Origin of the sequence: Kitasatospora xanthocidica, assembly GCF_014656195.1 — a bacterium.
Classification (GTDB): domain Bacteria; phylum Actinomycetota; class Actinomycetes; order Streptomycetales; family Streptomycetaceae; genus Kitasatospora; species Kitasatospora xanthocidica.
Genome location: NZ_BNBY01000030.1, coordinates 35,965 through 49,905, shown reverse-complemented (window position 1 = coordinate 49,905; position 13,941 = coordinate 35,965). Strand labels below are relative to the sequence as shown.

At 73.6% G+C, this 13,941-nt stretch carries 13 protein-coding genes and 1 pseudogene; 5 read left to right on the top strand and 9 right to left on the bottom strand.

Features of this window, described 5'->3' with window-relative positions:
- Window positions 1–362: 362 nt before the first annotated feature.
- A pseudogene (locus IE332_RS33795) lies at window positions 363–1,452 on the top strand (aminoglycoside phosphotransferase family protein); the annotation flags it as partial.
- Window positions 1,453–1,492: 40 nt separating this feature from the next.
- On the opposite strand, the gene IE332_RS33790 reads toward IE332_RS33795, so the two are convergent.
- From IE332_RS33790 to IE332_RS33780, 4 genes are all read right to left on the bottom strand, one after another.
- The gene (locus IE332_RS33790; RefSeq protein WP_229929123.1) at window positions 1,493–2,623 is read right to left on the bottom strand and encodes an acyl-CoA dehydrogenase family protein; all 1,131 of its coding nucleotides are present in this window, start codon (window positions 2,621–2,623) and stop codon (window positions 1,493–1,495) included.
- 538 nt (window positions 2,624–3,161) lie between these two features.
- Entirely contained in the window at window positions 3,162–3,245 is an 84-nt protein-coding gene (locus IE332_RS42505) for a putative leader peptide (RefSeq protein ID WP_373313917.1), read from the bottom strand.
- Between the two features lie 111 nt (window positions 3,246–3,356).
- Window positions 3,357–3,851 (bottom strand): hypothetical protein, encoded by a 495-nt coding sequence (locus IE332_RS33785; RefSeq protein ID WP_189924029.1) that lies wholly within the window; start codon window positions 3,849–3,851, stop codon window positions 3,357–3,359.
- 790 nt (window positions 3,852–4,641) lie between these two features.
- Window positions 4,642–4,854, bottom strand: a complete 213-nt coding sequence (locus IE332_RS33780) for a DUF397 domain-containing protein (RefSeq protein WP_097239819.1) — start codon at window positions 4,852–4,854, stop codon at window positions 4,642–4,644.
- A 390-nt stretch (window positions 4,855–5,244) separates the two neighbouring features.
- Here IE332_RS33780 and IE332_RS33775 point away from each other — a divergent pair, with 390 nt between their 5' ends.
- A complete protein-coding gene (locus tag IE332_RS33775) occupies window positions 5,245–5,784 on the top strand; it encodes a PTS-dependent dihydroxyacetone kinase phosphotransferase subunit DhaM (RefSeq protein ID WP_189924026.1) in 540 nt (179 codons plus the stop codon).
- Between the two features lie 34 nt (window positions 5,785–5,818).
- On the opposite strand, the gene IE332_RS33770 is transcribed toward IE332_RS33775, so the two are convergent.
- From IE332_RS33770 to IE332_RS33760, 3 genes are all read right to left on the bottom strand, one after another.
- Window positions 5,819–6,307, bottom strand: coding sequence for an NUDIX hydrolase (locus IE332_RS33770; RefSeq protein ID WP_189924024.1), 489 nt, complete (start codon window positions 6,305–6,307; stop codon window positions 5,819–5,821).
- A gap of 77 nt (window positions 6,308–6,384) precedes the next feature.
- On the bottom strand, window positions 6,385–6,894 hold the full coding sequence (locus tag IE332_RS33765) for a sugar transferase (RefSeq protein ID WP_189924022.1): 510 nt from the start codon (window positions 6,892–6,894) through the stop codon (window positions 6,385–6,387).
- 309 nt (window positions 6,895–7,203) lie between these two features.
- Window positions 7,204–7,446 carry a hypothetical protein gene (locus tag IE332_RS33760; protein WP_189924021.1) on the bottom strand — a complete coding sequence of 81 codons (243 nt, stop codon included), beginning with the start codon at window positions 7,444–7,446 and terminating at the stop codon, window positions 7,204–7,206.
- Window positions 7,447–7,929: 483 nt separating this feature from the next.
- Here IE332_RS33760 and IE332_RS33755 point away from each other — a divergent pair, with 483 nt between their 5' ends.
- Window positions 7,930–9,000: a polysaccharide deacetylase family protein gene (locus tag IE332_RS33755; protein WP_229929122.1), complete on the top strand. Its 1,071-nt coding sequence runs from the start codon at window positions 7,930–7,932 to the stop codon at window positions 8,998–9,000.
- Window positions 9,001–10,131: 1,131 nt separating this feature from the next.
- Here the strand turns inward: IE332_RS33755 and IE332_RS33750 are convergent.
- Window positions 10,132–10,902 (bottom strand): glutamate racemase, encoded by a 771-nt coding sequence (locus tag IE332_RS33750; RefSeq protein ID WP_189924020.1) that lies wholly within the window; start codon window positions 10,900–10,902, stop codon window positions 10,132–10,134.
- 57 nt (window positions 10,903–10,959) lie between these two features.
- Between IE332_RS33750 and IE332_RS33745 the strand changes: the two genes are divergently transcribed.
- Window positions 10,960–12,108, top strand: a complete 1,149-nt coding sequence (locus IE332_RS33745; protein ID WP_189924018.1) for a glycosyltransferase — start codon at window positions 10,960–10,962, stop codon at window positions 12,106–12,108.
- 89 nt (window positions 12,109–12,197) lie between these two features.
- Window positions 12,198–12,944, top strand: coding sequence for an SAM-dependent methyltransferase (locus tag IE332_RS33740; protein ID WP_189924016.1), 747 nt, complete (start codon window positions 12,198–12,200; stop codon window positions 12,942–12,944).
- A 58-nt stretch (window positions 12,945–13,002) separates the two neighbouring features.
- Here the strand turns inward: IE332_RS33740 and IE332_RS33735 are convergent, their stop codons facing one another.
- Window positions 13,003–13,878 (bottom strand): alpha/beta fold hydrolase, encoded by an 876-nt coding sequence (locus IE332_RS33735; protein ID WP_229929121.1) that lies wholly within the window; start codon window positions 13,876–13,878, stop codon window positions 13,003–13,005.
- Between the last annotated feature and the right edge of the window lie 63 nt (window positions 13,879–13,941).

Sequence of the window (13,941 nt, the reverse complement as noted above, 5' to 3'; positions counted from 1 at the left end):
GCACCCAGAACCACCCGCCGCACCGCGGTGGCGCACGGACCGGCGAAGCGCACGAACCGCACGAACCGCATTCGGGCACCGCGCCACCGCGAGCACCACCGCAAGGCACCACCCGCAGGGCCGCCGTCACGCCAGGAAGCACGGCACCGGCCCTCCCCGCCCCCGCGGGGCCGCACCTGCCGACGGACCGGAAGGGACCACCCTCAGCCCATGTACTCCTCAGCGACGACCCCCACGCCGACCGCGACCCGCACCGCGCTGCGCCCCCCCACCGCAGCCACCGGCCGACCCGGCCCCAGGCAGGTGCCCCCGGCGAGCCGCCCGGCGGCTCCGCGCGGCGTCGAGGGCAGGGCCGCGGACACCCGGGTCGCCCCGGCCGGCCGTACGGCGCTGGGACCCACCGGCCGTACCGCGCTGGGGCTGCGCGGCCCCGAGACGGTCCCGCCGCCCGGCGGCCGGATCCCGCTCGCCCGGCAAGCGGACGGCCAGGTGCTGCGCACCCGGCCGCGGCCCGGACTGCCCGGCGGGCCGGAGCGGATCGATCCGTCCGCGCTGCAGACCCCGTCGGTACGGGCCGCGCTGGCGAGCGTCGCGCGGATATGTCCCGCGTTCACCCCGCGCCAGGTCCTGCGCGAGGGCAGCCGCCACATCCTGGTGGCGGGCACCATCGGGCGGGCGCCGGTGGTCGCCAAGTGCCTGGCGCCGCAGGCGGTGCGGAGTGAGTACTTCGAGCAGCTGGTGGCCGACTTCCACCACGAGGTCGCGGTCTACCGGGCGTTCGTCCGGCACCGCCCGCCGGTGCGGCTGCCCCGGCTGGTCGCGGCCGACCACGACCGCTGCGTGCTGGTCATGGAGCGCGTCCCCGGCCGCCCGGCCGCCCGGGAGCGCCACCCGGTCAACGCGCCCACCCCGGGCGAGGTCCGGGCGCTGCTCAACACCGTCCGGACGCTGAACCTGTGGCGGCCGCCGACCGACGTGTTCCAGCCGCGCATGGACTACCCGCTGGAGATCGCCCGCTACCACTCGGTGGGCCAGCTCACCGACCGGGACGCCGGCGACCTGCGCGGCCTGCTGCACGGCCTCGGCCACACCCCGATGCAGCTCTGCCACGGCGACGCCCTGCTCAGCAACATGCTGCTGGCGCCGTCCGGCCCGGTGCTGGTCGACTGGGAGCAGGCCGGCTGGTACCTGCCCGGCTACGACCTGGCGGTGCTGTGGAGCGTGCTCTCCGGGGACACCGCGGCGCGTCGGCAGATCAGCCAACTCGCCCAGAGCGGCGGCACGCTGGCCCGGGACGCGTTCCTGGTGAACCTGGTGCTGGTGCTGATGCGGGAGATCCGGCTGTACGACGTGCCGGGCGCCGGCGAGGAGCAGCGGATCATGATCCGCCGGCTCTACGACGACGCCGCGCTCGCCCGCCGGGCCGTCCGGGCCGCGGTCGGGACGCGCTGAGACGACCGCGGGCCCGGGTCCGGCCAGGGCGCGCCATGGATCACGGCCGGGCGCCACGCTCCAGGGCGGCCCGGCCGGCGGCCTCCAGGACGGTCTCCTCGGACGCCAGGTGCACCCGGCTGCTGAGGACGTCCCGCAGGTACCGCTCCAGCGGGTGACGCCGGCTCAGGCCGGGATTTCCGGTCAGGGCGACGGCCTGCTGGACCGCGGCCGTCGCCGCCCGGGTGGCCAGCAGGTGCGCCGGACCGGTACGGGCGACGGCATCCGGCTCGCCCCGGTCCACCCGCGGTGCCAGGCCGTGCACCAGTTCCTCGGCGCCGATCAGCTGGGCCTCGATCTCGCCCAGGGCACAGCGGTAGCGGGGCAGGGTGCCGAGCGGCTCGGTCAGGTTGGCCGGGGTGCGCCGGCTCAGGAAACGGACCAGCCAGGCCTCGGCGGCCCGGGCCACCCCGATCGCCACCGCGGAGAGGGCCAGGTCGTGCCAGGCGCGGGCGAGTTCGGCCTCGGTGCCGTCGCCCGCCGACTCGCGGGTGCCGAGGCCGAGCGCCAGGTCCGCCGGCACCCGGACCCGGTCGAGCACCACGTCGTGGCTGGCGCTGGCCCGCAGGCCGAGCTGGTCCCAGGTCGGGTCGATCTCCAGGCCCTCGCTCTCGCCGCGGACCAGGAAGGTCCCGATCCTCGGCTCCTCCTCGTCGGTCCGCGCGGTGACCGCCATCCAGGCCAGCGCCTCGGCGCCGGTGCAGTAGGTCTTCCGGCCGGTCAGCAGCCAGCCGTCGCCGTCCCGTCGGGCCACCGTCTCCGGCAGGCCGCCCGGCTGCGCGCCGGGTTCCGCCCGCAGCGTGTTGACCAGCGCGGGGCCGCGCCGGGACTCGGTGAGCAGCCGCCGGTAGCCGGCCGCCGGCCAGTCCGCGCGGCGGGCCTGCTCGGCGTGCCGGAGCAGGGTGAACGCGGTGACCACGGCCACCGAGGCGTCCCCTCGGCCGAGTTGGGACAGCACCCGGACGGTGTCGGCGAGCGTGCCGCCCGGTCCGCCGTACTTCCGGGAGACGGTGAGGGTGAGCAGCCCGGCCTCGTGGACCGCCTCGATGCCCTGGTACGGGAAGGTCGCGTCCCGGTCGTGCTCCTCGGCGCGGGCGGCGAGCAGGTCCACCACCCGGGGCAGCCCGGCCAACGCGGCCTCGACCGCCGCACGCTCGGAGGCGGGGTGATCGGGCGTCGGCTGACCGGGGGTCGGGTGACCTGACGTCGGCTGAGCAGCCGTCAGACCGTCGGACGCCGCGTCATCGCGCGCCCGGCGACCGGAACCGGTCTGGCCGGAAGTCGACGGTGCCGGAGCGCTTCCCCGGGAGTGCTCGGCACCCGAACGATCACCGGCGGAACGATCGTCGGCCGAACGAGCGCTGGCCGAGCGGGCGCCTGCGGCCCGATCGTCGAGCGGGAGGTCACCGCCGGAGGCGCTCCCCCCGGGCGATCGGTCGACGGACGATCGACCTGCGGACGAACGGTCGACGGACGAACGGTTGGCGGCGCGGGTCGTCATGATGCTGTGCCTCCGGGCGGCAGCGTGGGCTCGGCGAATGCGGGCGGCACGCCGTACGGGCGCGCGGGTACCGAACGGCGGCCCCGGAGGTCAGGAAAACGGCCCGCCCCCGGGTTTTCGGCGTCGACCGGACCCGGCCGAGCTCCCGCCGCCGGGGGACGGATCCCCCTCAGCGACCCGGACACGCCGCGCTGGCGGTGCGCCGCAGATCCAGATGCCTGCGACGGGTCAGCATGGGGAGACGGCACGGCATGTTCGCGACTGTACGAACCGTTGATCGATACCGTCAAGCAGCGTCCGGCCCACGGGCGAACACCGGCCGGCCGGAGCGCATCCGGGCCCGTCGGTTTCGGGCCGACCGGAATCAGCCCTGGTGGAACATGTCCGCCGGGAGCGGCTTCAGCAGCTGATACAGGTCGTCCGAAATCGGTCGGTCCCAGGACGCGATGGTGACCAGGACGCCGTCGCTGCGGCCGAACTGGGCGCAGAACACGCGCTCCTCGCTGACCTTGACCTTCTTCACGATCAGCAGGTCGTCCCCGAGCATGACCGGGAAGTCCTCGGCCGAGACGAAGTCGACCGGCTCGTCGTTCTCCAGCGCCGCGAGCAGCTGCCGCACCTCGAAGGGCACGTCGTCGCCGGTCTCCCGGGCGGGCGAGCCCTCGGGGAGGTTGCCGATGAACATCGCCGGGCCTCTGCCGCCGAACAGGTCGTAGCGCAGGAAAATCCCCTGGCAGGAGCCGTCCGGGCCGGTCATCATGGCCGCACCGAAGTCGCCGGGCCAGTCACCCGGGTCCATCGCGAGCACGTCGAAGTCCGGGCCGGCGGGCTGTCCGGAGCGACGGCGGAGAAAAGACATGGGAACATCGTACGTGTCCGGCACACCGCGCTCGCGGGGTGGGTGGGGCACCGACGGGGGACGGTCGGGAGATCGACGCTCAGAGACCAATGTTGACTCTGAGCAACCGTCCGGGCTACGTTCGGTTCAGCACGACAGCCGTTCTGGGTTTCACCCTCCGGGGGGACGGCATGTCGCAACGCGGCCCTACACGCGTTTCCCTCACTGTGCACTTGTCGTGCCGAACTGCCGAGCACCCAGCTTCGTCATCGTCATCGCACACTGCACAAACACACAAGCCAACAGTTCCATGCATCACAAGCCAGATCCGCGGGGCCCCGGCCCGTCGCTCCCGTGGATCTTGCTCGGGACGCCGCCGCGTGGGGGCGTGCGGGTCCCGAGCATTCGGTGCCGCTGTCCGAGTCGCTCTCGGTCTCGGCGCCAGCCTCCCGGCGACTGCCGGCCCTTCGTGGGCCGGGACCGGCCGACGCACCCCGGTGCGCAGGGGATGACTGGGAGGATGGCCTGGCAACGCTGCCGGGCCGCACAGCAGGCGCCGTGTCTGGCCGCGTGGGGGCGGTGGGCACGGCGTCTGCCTGTGCTCATACTCTGAGCTGCGTTTGTCTAACAGTCAACAGAAATTCTGACGGGGCACGCTCAATAGATCATCAGTTGTGATGTTCCGACCGGAAAACCAGCTGCGGAGCGGGCCCCGGTCGGTGTTCCGGGGCCCGCTCCGCACTGGTTCACCCACGCGTCCCGAACGTGCCGCTCAGGCAAACGACACAGGTGAGCGGCTCAGGCGATCGGCTCAGGTGAGGTCGAACTCGCCGTCCCGGGCGCCGAGCACGAACGCCCGCCACTCCGCCGGCGTGAAGACCAGGACCGGCCCGTCCTCCTGGCGGCCGTCCCGCATCCCGATGTACCCGTCCACGAACGCGATCTGGACGTCTCCGACCCCCTGGCTGCTGCACAGCCACTCCGCACCGGTGAAGTCCACCCTGGGCTTCCCGCTCGGCGCCAGCTCCCGCTGCGCGCCACCGGTCCCCGTGTCCGTCCCACTGTTCACTGCCACTGACCGATCTCCTCCCGACGGCTTTCCCGAGCCAGCCTAGCCACACCTCCCGGCCCCGGTCAGCGGGTTGACGAGGACTCCCCCGACCGGGGCGGACACCCCCGGAGGCCGGCTCGAGGCACGGTCGAGAAGGTCGAGGCGTGTCCCGACCGGCAGGGGGCGCGGGCAGCTGCCAGAGTGCTGCCAGGGCGCCGCCCCGGGCCCGGGAGGGACCCGGCAGGACCCCGCCGGCCGTACGGGGGCCTCCGCGGGCCCCCACGGGGCCGGACCGGACCGCCGGGCGACCCCGCCCACCCCCACCCACCGACCTACCCACCGACCCGCCCAAGGGAGCAGCCGATGAGCCGCCGGGACGGCACCCGCGCCGACGTCATCCCCATCTCCGACGCCCCCTCGGCCCATCCTCCGGCGCCCCGTACGCCCCCCTCGCCCACCACGCTGCCCCGGCCGACGCCGCCCCGGCCCCCCGTGCACGGCCGGGTCGGGATCGTCCTGGTCTCGCACAGCCAGGAACTGGCCACCGCCGTGCGCGACCTCGCGCTCGCATTGACCGGATCCGACTCCCCCGCGCCGGTTTCCGCGACCGGCGGCGACCCGTCGGACGGTCCCGGCATCAGCGCCGTCCTGGTGGCCGCGGCGACCCGGCGGGTCGACCAGGGCCACGGCGTGGTGGTGCTCGCCGACCTGGGCGGCGCCGTCACCACCGTCCGCACCCTGCTGTCCGAGGCCGACGAGCACGGCCTGCCGTTCCCGGTCCGGTTCGCCGACGCCCCGTTCGTCGAGGGCGCGGTGGCCGCCACCGCGACCGCCACCGCGGGCGGCGACCTGGCGGCGGTACTGGACGCGGCGGAGGAGGCCTACCGGCAGCACAAGGGCTGACCGGCGGGCCGTGCGGGGAGAGCGTGGGCTGAGCTCAGGGGCGCTCCTTGCCCTCCCAGGTGAAGACGGCCGGGCCCTCGCACTCCAGCGCGTGGCGCAGCCGCTCGTGCTCGGACTCGACCATCGGCGGCAGCTCGTCCAGCGCGAACCAGCCGACCTCCAGCGACTCGTCGTCGTTCACCCGTGCCTCGCCGCCGATCGCGCGGCAGCGGAAGGTCAGCACCAGGTACTGCGTCACATCGCCGTTCGGGTACGTCACCTGCGGCGAGACGGTGACCGAGGCGAGCAGCTCGGGCACGGCCACCACGCCGGTCTCCTCCTCGCACTCGCGCACCACACCGTCGGCGGGCTGCTCACCGGGGTCGAGGATCCCGCCGATCGGCGCCCAGCGGCCGTCGTCGGCCCGGCGGGCGAGCAGCACCCGGTCGCGGTCGTCCAGTACGACGGCAACCACGGCGCTGAGCCAGAGCGGGCGGTGACCCACGACGGAGCGGAGTTCGGCGAGGAAGGGGGGAATTGCCATGTACCGCAGCCTAGCCGGGCGGTTCCCGGCCGGCCCGGCGCGAGTGTTCGGCGGGAGCCGGCTCGGGCGGGCCGTCGTCAGCCCCGCCGGTCTCCTGCGGGCCGCGGCCGCTCGGTGCTGGGGCGCAGCAGGGCGAGGACGGTGCGGCCGAGGATGTGCAGGTCGAGCCGGAGCGAGCGGTGCTCGACGTACCAGAGGTCGAGTTCGGCGGCGTGTCCGTGCAACTGGGCCCAGCCGGTCAGTCCGGGGCGTACGGCGAGCCGGGCCCACTGGTGGCAGGAGGAGCGGTCGAGCTGGTCGGGCCGGAGCGGTCGGGGACCGATCACCCCCATCTCGCCGCGGACGACGTTCCAGAGCCGCGGCAGCTCCTCCAGGCCGGTGCGGCGCAGCAGGGCGCCGAGCCGGCCGCCCCCGCCCGTTCGGAAGCGCAGGACCTGGAACTCGCGGCCGTGCCGCCCCGTCCGGATCTGCCGCTGGAGCACCGGACCGCCGGTGGTGCAGCGAAGCAGGACGGCGATCGACAGGGCCAGCGGCAGAGCCACGATCGCGGCCAGGGCGGCGACGGCGAGATCGCCACCGCGTTTCATGAGGCGGACATGGCATTAATCGATCTGCCGCTCATCGCTCCCCCTCCACGGCGCTTCGAGCCGGAAGAACGTATTCACAGTATAGGCGCGATGTAGTGATTGTCCGGGAATGGTGAAAGAAGGGGGCCCAAAATTGCCCGGCAGGACGATATCCGGTCGACCTGACCAATTTCGCTCGATCTGTCGTTTTGAAATGCCGAACGCGATCGACCTACGGGGTTCGGCCCCTTGTTGTTCAGCCCCTGGATCCGGTACGGGTCCGCGCCGGGCCGACGTCCACCCCCCGGGCCGAACGCCGTCAGAGCACCGTCAGACCGCGGTGCGCCGCCGGTCGCGGAAGAGGCCGAAGGCGATCCGGCCGAGCAGCAGGACACCCGCCGCCAGGCAGCCGGCCACCGCCATCGCCCAGGCCGGGCCACCGCTGTCCGGGACGATCACCGCCACGACGATGCCCGCCACCAGGCAGGCCAGGCCCACCAGGGCCAACGGGAGCTGGTGGGTGACCAGGGCTCCACCACTGCACGCGCGGGCCATCCGGGAAGCACCGTGCAAGTGGAAAGGGTCACGGTCCGCATCTGCCATGAGCCCAAGGTACCCCCGGCCGGGGCGGCAGGCAGCCCTCAGAGCGTCAACCGACGGACACGCTGCGCGACCGGCGAATCGAGGCCGACGCGGGTGCGACGGGACTAGTGGCAGGGTCCTGCCAAAATCTCTCGGCGGGGTTTAAGGCGGGGGTTGTGACAGCGGTTGTTGCGAGGCCGATCCGGAGCACATGTCAAGGGCCCGGACAAGAACCGGATGCGCATTTCGGCTCCACAATCAGTCCACGAAAAATCCTCGTCCCCCCGGTACAACCATCCCCGCGGTGCAACGGTCTCAATGGCATTGAGTGATCCAGGAGCCGTTCGGGGGATGGGTGTGAACCCCCACCGAGAACAGGAAATCCAGGGGCCGGAGCCGCCGACCCCTGGGGTCGGAGGCCGGGCTCCGTCCTCCGGCGGTACCGCCACGCCGCTCGGCGAACGAGGGGGAACCGTGCCGCAGTCCCAGTCCACAACATCGATCTCCATGGCCCGCGCCAGGCCCTTGCCCGGCGTGCGCGCGCTGCCGCCACCCGCCGGGTGGGCGGCCGACCGGCACGACGGGAACCGGCACGGCGGGGGCCGTCGCCGACTCCCGGCAGACGCGGAACACCAGGACGCACGGGGCGAATGGCTGCGGTTCGCCCCCGTCCAACCGCTGTTCCGGGCCCGGGCCGCCCAGCGCCTCGCCGTACTCGCCTACCACGGGGTGACCGACCACCGGTCGTTCGGTGCCCAGCTCGACCGGCTCCAGCGGCTCGCCACCCCCGTCTCGCTCACCGCCGTCCTCCAGGCCGTGACCGAGCGGCGGCCACTGCCGCCCCGGAGCGTCCTGGTCACCTTCGACGACGCCGACCGGAGCGTCCTCACCCACGCCCTCCCCGCCCTCGACGCCCGCGGCATCCCGGCCACCGCCTTCGTCATCTCGGAGCTCATCGGCACCGAGCGGCCGTTCTGGTGGCACGAGGCCGACTTCCTCGCCCGGCACGGGGGCCGGGCGCGCTCGCTCGACTGCGGGCACCCGTCCCAGCTGCTCCGCCGGCTCAAGGCCATGCCCGACCCGGACCGCCGGCGCAGCCTGCACGAACTGCGGGTCAGCGCCGACCGCCGACCGCCCAGCCAGGAACAGCTCACCCCCGCCGACCTCCTCGCCCTCCGGGACGGCGGCGTCGCGATCGGCAACCACACCCAGGGGCACCCGTGCCTCGGACGCTGCGACGACGACACCGTCCGCACCGAGATCACCGGCGCCCACGAGGCCCTCACCCGCTGGCTCGGCGAACCCCCGACGGCCTTCGCCTACCCGGACGGCGGCCACGACCCCCGTGCTGAAACCGTCCTGCAGGAGCTCGGCTACCGCCTCGGCTTCCTCTCCGACCACCGCCTCGGCCCCCGGCTCCCCTCCCACCCCCTCCAGATCAGCCGCCTCCAGGTCGACTCCACCACCAGTACCCGCCGGTTCGACACGATCCTCTCCGGCCTCGAACCCGCCTACCGCCGCTGGCGCCGCCAAGCCGTCGCCTGACCACCGCCGCGTGGGAAGTCGGCCACACCGACTTCCCACGCGCGAATTGCCCAGCAGGCGCCCGAAATGCCACCGAGGCAAACGGTGAATATCTACGCGGGTAGCGCTTTGCACAGGAAGTCGACATGGCCGACTTCCTGCGCAAAGCGAGGCAGGCAAGTCAATTCGGCCATCTTTCTGCACACCATCGCATCACCCGCACCATCCGCCCCACCATCACCAACCACCCCTGCGCGAGAAGTCGACCAGATCGACTTCCCGCGCACATCAAGCAGCCCTCCCCTGATCTACGCGTGTAGACACCGCGCCCGCAGACGCCCCGCCGGCCAGCGCCACAACCCTCCGCCCAGCACGCGAGAAGTCGAGTCCACCCCACCCGCCGGACGCCGAGACAACCCGCACCCGAGAAGTCGGCCAGTCCGACTTCCCGCGCGCCAACGCGCATCTACGCGAGTAGAACTGCCGGCCCGGGTGCGCCGGCGCCAGAAGTCGGCCAGGTCGACTTCTGGTGCGCTGCGGGCGAGCACTCCCACACTTCTGCGCGAGTAGACGACGCTGCGACCCGCGTCCGCCGCCTCCGCGGCCCGAGAAGTCGCCCTGGCCGACTTCCTGCGCGCCACAGCCGAGCATGCGCGCAGGAATCTACGCGAGTAGACACCGCTCCAACGCCTCCGCGCGCGGGAAGTCGACCGTGCCAACTTCCCGCGCACCCCCTGGCGGCCGCCACAGGATCGGTCCAGCCTTCCTGGCCCGGCTAGCACAGGAAGTCGGCCTGGCCGACTTCCTGTGCGCTGCGGGCGAGCACTCCCTCACCTCTGCGCGGCCCGCGCCCAACGCCACCGTGCGCGAGGCGTCAGGCCGGGCCTGAACGAGAGGTCGGCCGGTCCGACTTCTCGTGTGCTCAGCGCAGGCATAGGACGCCGACCTATTCAGCTGACTCGTGCCGGAAATCCGCAGGTCCGAATTCCTTCCGCACCCGACCCGGGTGGGCGGTGGGATATCGGGGGATCAGCCGGAATTTCCCATGAAAAGCCGACCTGGCCGAGTCCCGGATTCCGCACCGCCCACCGAAAACACCTGGACCTCCCCGGTGGGCGGGGAGGTCCAGGTGGGCGCCGTTGTGCTGGTGGGTCAGCCGATGAGGGTGGCCAGGACGTTGCCCTGCGGGTAGAGGGCGGCGGCCGGGGGGAGGACGGCGGGGGCGCCGGCGTGGAGGACGGTGAGGGTGCCGGTGCCCTTGCGGGTCGGGTCGGCGACGCGGCGGAGGGCCTGGGCGGCGACGGCGTCGGCGGAGCCGAGCAGGGTGAGCGCCGGGGCGGCGGTCGGGGCGACGGCGGCGCGGATGCGTTCGTCGACGAGTTCGTAGTGGGTGCAGCCCAGCACGAGCACCTCGGTGCCGACGGGCGTACGGGCGGCGGCGTCGGCGATGGCGGCGGTGATGGCGTCGTCGTCACCGTGCTCGACGGCGTCGGCGAGGCCCGGGCAGGCGACCTCCGTGATGTCCGCCGTGCCGCCGAAGTCACGGATGAGCCCGCGCTGGTAGGGGCTGCCGGTGGTGGCCGGGGTGGCCCAGATGGCGACCCGGCCGCCCAGCGCGGCGGCGGGCTTGATCGCCGGGACGGTGCCGATCACCGGCAGCCCGGGCTCCAGCTCGGCGCGCAGGGCGGCGAGCGCGTGGACCGAGGCCGTGTTGCAGGCGACCACCAGCGCGTCGGGTGCGAACGCGGCGGCCGCCCGGGAGCAGCCGAGGGCCAGCTCGGTGATCTCTTCGGGCGTGTGCGGCCCCCAGGGCATCGAAGCCGGGTTGGAGGACAGCACCAGGTCCACGTCCGGGCGCAGCTTCCGGAGGGTGGCGGCGGCGGCCAGCAGGCCGATTCCGGAGTCCATCAGTGCGATCTTCACGGGTCAAGACTTTAGTCGATCCACCCGTCGGACCCCGTTCTGCGGCAGACTGCCGGAGTGACCGTCCTGCTGTGGATCGCCGCGTTCTCCCTGCTGGTCTGGCTCTGGCTGGCGTGCTGCCACGGCTCGTTCTGGCGCACCGACGTGCGGCTGCCGCCGCGTCGCCCGCCGCTGCGCTGGCCGGAGGCGGCGGTCGTGGTGCCGGCCCGGGACGAGGCCGCGGTGCTGCCGCTGAGCCTGCCGACGCTGCTGGCGCAGAAGTACCCGGGGCGGGCGCGGGTGATCCTGGTGGACGACCACAGCTCGGACGGCACGGGCGCGCTGGCGGCGGAGCTGCGGACGATCGACGGGCTGGAGCTGACCGTCACCACTCCCCCGCCGCTGCCGCCCGGCTGGACGGGCAAGCTGTGGGCGCTGCGGCACGGCGTGGAGCTGGCCGGCCCGGACGTCGAGTACCTGCTGTTGACGGACGCGGACATCGCGCACGGCCCGGACTCGCTCGCCGAGCTGGTGGCGGCGGCCGAGGGCAACGGCCTGGACCTGGTGTCGCAGATGGCCCGGCTGCGGGTGGAGACCGGCTGGGAGCGTCTGATCGTGCCGGCCTTCGTGTACTTCTTCGCCCAGCTGTACCCGTTCCGCCGGAGCAACCGTCCGGGCGCCCGGACGGCGGCCGCGGCGGGCGGCTGCTCGCTGGTGCGGCGCGAGGCGCTGGAGCGGGCCGGCGGGGTGGCGGCGATCCGGGGCGCGGTGATCGACGACGTGACGCTGGCCCGGGCGGTGAAGTCCACCGGCGGCCGGACGTGGCTGGGCCTCGCCGGGGAGGTGGACAGCGTGCGCCCGTACCCGCGGCTGGAGCAGTTGTGGCGGATGGTGTCGCGCAGCGCGTACGCCCAGCTGCGGCACTCGCCGCTGCTGCTGCTCGGGACGGTGCTGGGGCTGGGGCTGGTCTACCTGGTGCCGCCGGCGGCGACGGTGGCCGGGCTGGTGGCGGGGGCCCCGGCGGTGGCGGTGACGGGCGGGGCGGCGTGGGCGCTGATGGCGGGTACGTACCTGCCGATGGTCCGGTACTACGGGCAGCCGGCCCCGGCCGTACTGTTGCTGCCGTTCACAGCGGGGCTGTACCTCCTGATGACGGTCGACTCCGCGGTGCAGCACTGGCGCGGCCGGGGCGCCGCGTGGAAGGGCCGGACGTACTCGCGGGCGTGACCCCCGTACACGCCCGCGAGCAGCCCGTTTCCCCCTGCGGACCCCGGAATTCCCGGGCGCCGTACGCCGATCGGCCTCATACTGCTCGGATGGACCGTCAGCAGATCTCCCGCCTCGCCCACGCCCACCACCCGATCGCGGCCCCGCTCGCGGACGAGTCGGTGGCCCGCCTGCTGGACCGTGCGACGGCCGGGCGGGAGGAGGGCCGGGCGCTGGACCTCGGCTGCGGCGAGGGCGCCTGGCTGCTCCGGGCGCTGGCCGCGCGCCCGGGCTGGCAGGCCGTGGGGGTGGACCTGGACGCCCGGGCCCTGACCCTGGCGCGGGAGACCGCGACCGCCCTCGGCGTCGAGCGCCGGATCGGTCTGCACCACCAGGACGCGACGGAGTTCACCGCGAAGGAGCCATTCGACCTGGTGCTGTGCGTCGGTTCCACCCATGCCTTCGGCGGACTGCTGCCGACGCTCGCCGCGGCCCGCGAACTCCTGTCCCCGAGCGGCCGGTTGCTGGTCGGCGACGCGTTCTGGCAGCGCGAGCCGTCGCAGGCCGCGCTGGACGGGCTGGGCGCGGCGCGGGAGGACTACGCGGACCTGGCGACCACCACCGACCGGGTCATGGCGGAGGGCTGGACGCCGGTGTCCGGGTACGTCAGCACGGAACACGAGTGGGACGACTACGAGTTCGCCTGGACGGGCACGCTCGCCGAGTGGGTGCTGGACCACCCCGACCACCCGGACGCGGCCGCCGCCCGGGAGGCCGCGGACCGGCACCGCACGGAGTGGTTGCACGGCTACCGGGGGACGCTCGGCTTCGTCACGTACCTGCTGCGCCGCGACTGAGCGGATCTTCGACTCACTCCCCGGTTCGCCGGCCCTGCGTGCCGCCTCTGCCAGACCGCTACTTCTGGGTGCGGGCGAGGAAGTCGTCGATCAGCGGGGCGATTTCGGGCAGCTTCTCCTCCAGCGCGAAATGCCCTGTGTCGAAGACGTGCAGTTCGGCCCCGGGCAGGTCGCGCAGGTAGGCGCGGGCGCCGGCCTCGGTGAAGAACGGGTCGTTGCGGCCCCAGAGGACCAGCGTGGGCGGCTGGGCGGCGCGCAGCCAGGCCTGCCAGGCCGGGTAGAGCTCGACGTTGGAGAAGTAGTCGAGGGCCAGTTCGACCTGGATGTCCTTGCGGCCGGGGAGGTCGAGGAAGTGCTGGTCGAGCGTCCAGCCGTCGGGGGCGACCAGGCTCGGGTCGCCGGTGCCGCCCTCGTACTGGCCGCGGGTGATCTCCGGCGTGAGGATCGAGCGGGCGGCCGCCGCGGCTCCGGGGACGCCGCGCCGGTTGGCGATGAACTCCCTCGCCTGGCCGGAGAGCCCCTCCTCGTAGGCGTTGCCGTTCTGGACCACCAGGCCGGTGATCCACTCCGGGCGGCGGGTGGCCAGGCGCAGGCCGACGGGGGCACCGAAGTCGAAGACGTACAGCGCGAAGCGGTCCAGGCCGAGGGCGAGGCAGAAGCCCTCGATCACGTCGGCCAGGGTGTCGAAGCGGTAGGCGAAGGCGTCGGGTGCGGGGCTGTCGCTGTGGCCGAAGCCGGGGTAGTCGGGGGCTATCAGGCGGTAGCGGGTGCCGAGCGCGTCGAGCAGCCGGGCGTACTGGTGCGAGGCGGAGGGGAAGCCGTGCAGCAGCAGGAGGACGGGGGCGTCGGCCGGGCCGGTTTCGCGGTAGAAGACGCGCAGCCCGTCGACGTCGACGTGGCGGTGGTGGACCTGCGGGATCGTCAGCTCGCTCATGCTAACCATTAAACCGCTTTTGAATGGTTAGGCAAGACCCGGAGGGCCGGCGGGCGACTCCGG

Bases quoted from the DNA above. Each gene is read 5' to 3' on its own strand.
- IE332_RS42505 (WP_373313917.1), bottom strand. From the start codon at position 3,245: ATGCCGTGCCGTCTCCCCATGCTGACCCGTCGCAGGCATCTGGATCTG.
- IE332_RS33785 (WP_189924029.1), bottom strand. From the start codon at position 3,851: ATGTCTTTTCTCCGCCGTCGCTCCGGACAGCCCGCCGGCCCGGACTTC.
- IE332_RS33775 (WP_189924026.1), top strand. From the start codon at position 5,245: ATGAGCCGCCGGGACGGCACCCGCGCCGACGTCATCCCCATCTCCGAC.
- IE332_RS33770 (WP_189924024.1), bottom strand. From the start codon at position 6,307: ATGGCAATTCCCCCCTTCCTCGCCGAACTCCGCTCCGTCGTGGGTCAC.
- IE332_RS33765 (WP_189924022.1), bottom strand. From the start codon at position 6,894: ATGAAACGCGGTGGCGATCTCGCCGTCGCCGCCCTGGCCGCGATCGTG.
- IE332_RS33740 (WP_189924016.1), top strand. From the start codon at position 12,198: ATGGACCGTCAGCAGATCTCCCGCCTCGCCCACGCCCACCACCCGATC.
- IE332_RS33735 (WP_229929121.1), bottom strand. From the start codon at position 13,878: ATGAGCGAGCTGACGATCCCGCAGGTCCACCACCGCCACGTCGACGTC.